Annotated in this window: 4 protein-coding genes; all 4 read right to left on the bottom strand. The window is 62.6% G+C overall.

The window, feature by feature from the left end:
* Positions 1 to 83 precede the first annotated feature (83 nt).
* Positions 84 to 923, bottom strand: coding sequence for a DUF364 domain-containing protein (locus tag BP858_RS08660; protein ID WP_286879307.1), 840 nt, complete (start codon positions 921 to 923; stop codon positions 84 to 86).
* Entirely contained in the window at positions 923 to 2032 is a 1110-nt protein-coding gene (locus BP858_RS08655) for a methyltransferase (protein WP_286879306.1), read from the bottom strand. Before BP858_RS08655 ends, BP858_RS08660 begins: the two co-directional genes overlap by 1 nt.
* 7 nt (positions 2033 to 2039) lie before the next feature.
* Positions 2040 to 3137 (bottom strand): ABC transporter substrate-binding protein, encoded by a 1098-nt coding sequence (locus tag BP858_RS08650; protein ID WP_286879305.1) that lies wholly within the window; start codon positions 3135 to 3137, stop codon positions 2040 to 2042.
* An 83-nt stretch (positions 3138 to 3220) separates the two neighbouring features.
* Positions 3221 to 4332: PAS domain-containing sensor histidine kinase (locus tag BP858_RS08645; protein WP_286879304.1), on the bottom strand; the 1112-nt coding region annotated here is incomplete at its 5' end.

Raw genomic sequence — 4332 nt, 5'->3', positions numbered from 1 at the left:
GCCCCCTCTCCGCAGGCGGCGGAACTCGTAGATCCCTCCTCGTAGCCCCCACCCCGCCCGGCCTCCGGCCTCCTCCCGTGCGCTCACGGCGCCGAAGACCGCTGGACGGCGATCCGGTCGGCCCCCTTCCCGAAGAAGTGGTAGCCGGAACCGCCCTCGGCGAGGATATCCAGCAGGCGGTTGGGGTCGGTCACCACATTCCCGCCAACGATCTCCACGCCGCGGGCGAAGAGGGCGTCCGGGAGGATGCTCACCGAAGGCCCGAGCACAACCACCGTGGCCCCAGACCGGGCGAGGTCGAGCAGGTGTTCGAGCGTCCCGTTGATCAGCGTGGTCCCGGTGATGATCAGGGTGTCGGCCCAGGGAACAACCCGGTCAGTCTCCTCAACCGGTGCATAGAACGGGAGCTCATCGGGCTTGAGCGTGCGGGGGTCCATCTCAAGGACCCGGAACGGCTGACCGGCCTGTTTCAGGGCACGCAGGTACGGGGTCAGCGCCCCGACGACCACAACGTTCCCGCTCTCCTGTATCGTGAGGAGATCGACCGCATCGATGCCGCGGGTGACCGTATACCCCGGTTGGGGGCACACATCATCACAGAGCGCCGAGAGAGCGCTCACGACCGCGATCCCGAGCGCCTTGCGCATCGGCCGGTCGCCAAGAGCGTCGGCGATGAAGGCCCGGATCGTGCGCTCCCGGAGCCTTCCTGAGTGCGGCATCGCCTTCGCCGAACTCGGGCAGCAGACCGCCTCCGGGATCGACTTTATGGGTGTTGCGCAGATGCCCCCATGACCGGTGCTGAGTTTGACCCCGGTGAAGAAGATCCCCACAACCGCCCGCTCGACCCGCACATCATCCATCCTCTCCCCGAGGCGCTCCTCAAGGATCCGGACGGTATCGCCAAGGATCGTGCCGTCCATCATCAGAGCCCACCCTGCTCCGGTCCGCAGCACCCCCCACAACCAGAAACCGGGATACCGTCCTGGCAGCATCCAGTCCCCTCACCGTTCGTCGCACAGAAGAGGACGCCATACCCCATCCCGGTCTCGTGGGGGGAGCTGGTGATGCCGGTGTATCCCAGACGCTTCAGCACGGCCTCAAGCCCCTGCGGGTGGCAGAGCGGATGCCCGGCGCTCATGAGCGCCCGGTCGAGTTCCGCGACCCCGGCCCCGGGGGAGACGGTGCAATCAGGGGTGCAGAAGAGGTGGTTGAGGACAAGAAGCCCGCCGGGGGCGAGAGATTCAGTGACCTTGCCGAGGACGTCCACCAGCCGGTCCCTGAACTTATAGAGGAGGTGCGAGACGATGATAAGGTCATACCCCCTGCCTGGATCGTCGATGAGGATATCTCCTCCCCGGGCAGAGACCCGCCCGTCCATACCGTATCTGCCGATGTACTCCCGGGTCAGCGGTACCACGTGCGGCAGATCAAAGACGCATGCCTGGAGGTCCGGGTTCTCCTGGCAGAGAGCGATGGCATAGAGGCCATGGCCGCCGCCGATATCAAGCATGGACCGGGCGTCCCAAAACCCGGGGTGCCGGGCAACCAGGCCGACGACGTGTTGCAGTTCGCCCCGGACGCACCGCTGGGCGACCGCCCTGAGATGGTCGTGCGTCGGTCGAAGACCAGTCTTAGGTCTCTCAACGCCGTTCCTGAGCGTCTCAGCCAGGTTGGACCACGATGAAGTCTCCCTGCCTGCAGCGAGGATCAGGTCCCCCTGGTAGGTAGGGCTGGTGCTGACCAGGAGTTCTTCGGCGATGCGGGTGTTTGCGCAGACCCCTCCGTCAAACGTGATATACCCCATATCAGCAAGCGCCGCTAGAAAACCCCGGGTGAACATCCCGTTTATGCCGATCGCAGTGACATCATGGCGTGTGGCCGGCCCATGCTCCGAGAGCCAGTCAAAGAGCCCGATCTCGAGCGCTGCCGAGAGGATCCGGTAAGCCTGATACCCGGATATGGTCGCATCCAGGAGTTCAACGTTCTCTGCCGCTGGCATACCCTGCCGGAACTGGATTATATGGTTCGTCATGGTGTGATCACATCCCGATTGAAATTGGTGTTGGGTGGAGGATGCTCTCGACCTCTTCGTCAGTGAGGTCGTAGTCGTAGAACTCACGGAAAAACTTCGTTGTCTCGTCTGCGAGGTCGACGTCGGCAAACCGGTCCGGGTAGAGCTTCTGTGCAAGCCAGAGGATCCCAAGCGGGCTCTCCGGTGCGGGACGATCCCACCAGAACGTTCCTACAGGGCAGGGATACACCGCCCCGTCCCGGACCGCCTGGATCGTCTCAAACTGGGGGTTGGCTACAAACGCACCGGCCGGGCTCGAGTAGTCCTTCATGCTCGATTGAACATAGATAACGTCAGGATCCCACCGGACGAGCTCCTCGGCAGAGATCTCATAGCCCCCACGGATGACCTTCTGGTCGATCCCTCCAGCGACGTTGATCCCTCCTGCCGCGTGAATCATATCGTTACCCCACGCACCGAGTCCTTCTGTCTTGAGGGGCGTGCTCATCATGTAATAGACCCGTTTCCGCTCGCTCTCGGGGATATCGGCGAGTTTCGCCTCGATCCGCGCGAGGGTTTCATTCCAGTACGCAACCAGCCGTTCGGCACGCTCCTCGCGCCCGAAGACCTGACCCAGCATGAGGAACTCCTGTTTCAGCTCCTCGACTCCGGCACGCCCCGTGAGCACCCGCACGACCGGAACCCCGGCCGCTTCAATGCGGGAGTTGCCAGTCTCGGCATAATAACTCCCAATAACGACGTCGGGGTTGAGTTTCAGGATCTCCTCCACATTAACCTCGTCGAACGAACCGACATCAGGTGTGGTGCGATATCCCGGGACAACGGTATACAGGCGCTCCGTTGTGCACTTCTTCGGCTGGGCGACGACCCGGTCGCCGACCCCCAGGGCAGCCAGTTCCTGCGCCGCTCCGCCGCAGCAGGTGATGACCACGGTCCTGACCTCGGACGGGATGGTCACCGTCCTGTTGTCCATGTCCGTGATCGTCCGGACCGTTGCGGCAGGTTCTTCACCGGCTGTCCCGGGCGCTGCAAGGATAAAAGCAAGAACCAGGACGGCACAGACGGCTACGATGGCAATAGCCAGATGGCGAGCATCTCTCTTCATCAACTACACCGTAGAATAGGTGCAACGTGAGGAAACATTAAAAGATTCTATTTTACTTTTCTTAGATATTAACTACATCATATTTATTCGGTTACCTGCGGCTTTGCATCCCCATCCCCGAACCGGTATGCCCCGTTCGGCACGGTGATCTCGAACCGGGCGCCCTCACCGAAGACCCCGGTCTCCTGGATGGAGATCCCGGTGATCCCGAGGATCTCCGCGACCAGGAAGAGCCCATGCCCATGCCGCCGCTTGTAGGTCGCACGAAAGATCACCGCCTTCTCGCTGTCCGGGATGCCGATGCCGTCGTCTTCGCAGATGATCACCAGGTTCTGTCCGGACCTCATCCAGGAGAACCAGACTTCAGTCACAGCACCGCCATGACGGACGGCGTTGTCGATGAGGTTGTAGAAGACCTTTTGCACCATCGGGTCCGCGTAGACCTCAAGACCCTCAAGGTTCGTCAGGACCCGGACCCCCACCGGGAGAATCAACTCTGAGACGCTCTCCCGGATGAGATCTTCCGGCCTCTGCCAGGCGGGCGCCATCATCCCCATGTCCTGATAGTCCCGGCTGAACTCGATCTGTTTCTGGATCTCGCCGACAGCAATCCGGGCACGCTCGAGGTAGTCCCGGATACCCAGATCCCCACTGCCCTCCGCGGCGAAGTCGATGTAGGCGCGTGCGACGGTGATCTGGTTGAGGATATCGTGGCGGGTGATCGCCGAGAGAAGATTCAGTTTTGCGTTCGCCCGGCCGAGTGCCGCCTCGGCGTACTGCCACTCGGTGATATCCTCCCCTGAACTGAGCGTCCCCCAGACGGCACCGTCACCATCCCGGAGCACGGTGTTGTGCCACTGGATAATTCGCTCGCCTCCATCGGCAGTGAGAACCGACGTCCTCGCATATACCGGCTCAGTATCCCCACGCATCAGCCTGCAAAAGAGCGTGCGGAGACGTTCCCGCTCTTCCGGGGGGGTGAACCGCTCGATCCAGGGCTCGCCCACGACCACATCTGCCGGGTAGCCGAGAACCTCGGACGTCCTGCAGTTGATGAGGCTGACCCGCCCGTCCGCGTCCAGGACAACGAAGAGGGCGCCGGCGATATCCAGGTACTGCCTGAGCCGGTCCTTCTCCCGCCGGAGGCGCTCCTCACTCGCCACGAGACCGGTGAAGAGCACCGCGTAGGGCTGCC

The organism is Methanoculleus sp. UBA413, from assembly GCF_002502935.1.
In the GTDB taxonomy this organism is placed as follows: domain Archaea; phylum Halobacteriota; class Methanomicrobia; order Methanomicrobiales; family Methanoculleaceae; genus Methanoculleus; species Methanoculleus bourgensis.
Note: the sequence above shows the minus strand (reverse complement) of the source record. Positions and strands in the feature narration are given on the sequence as shown.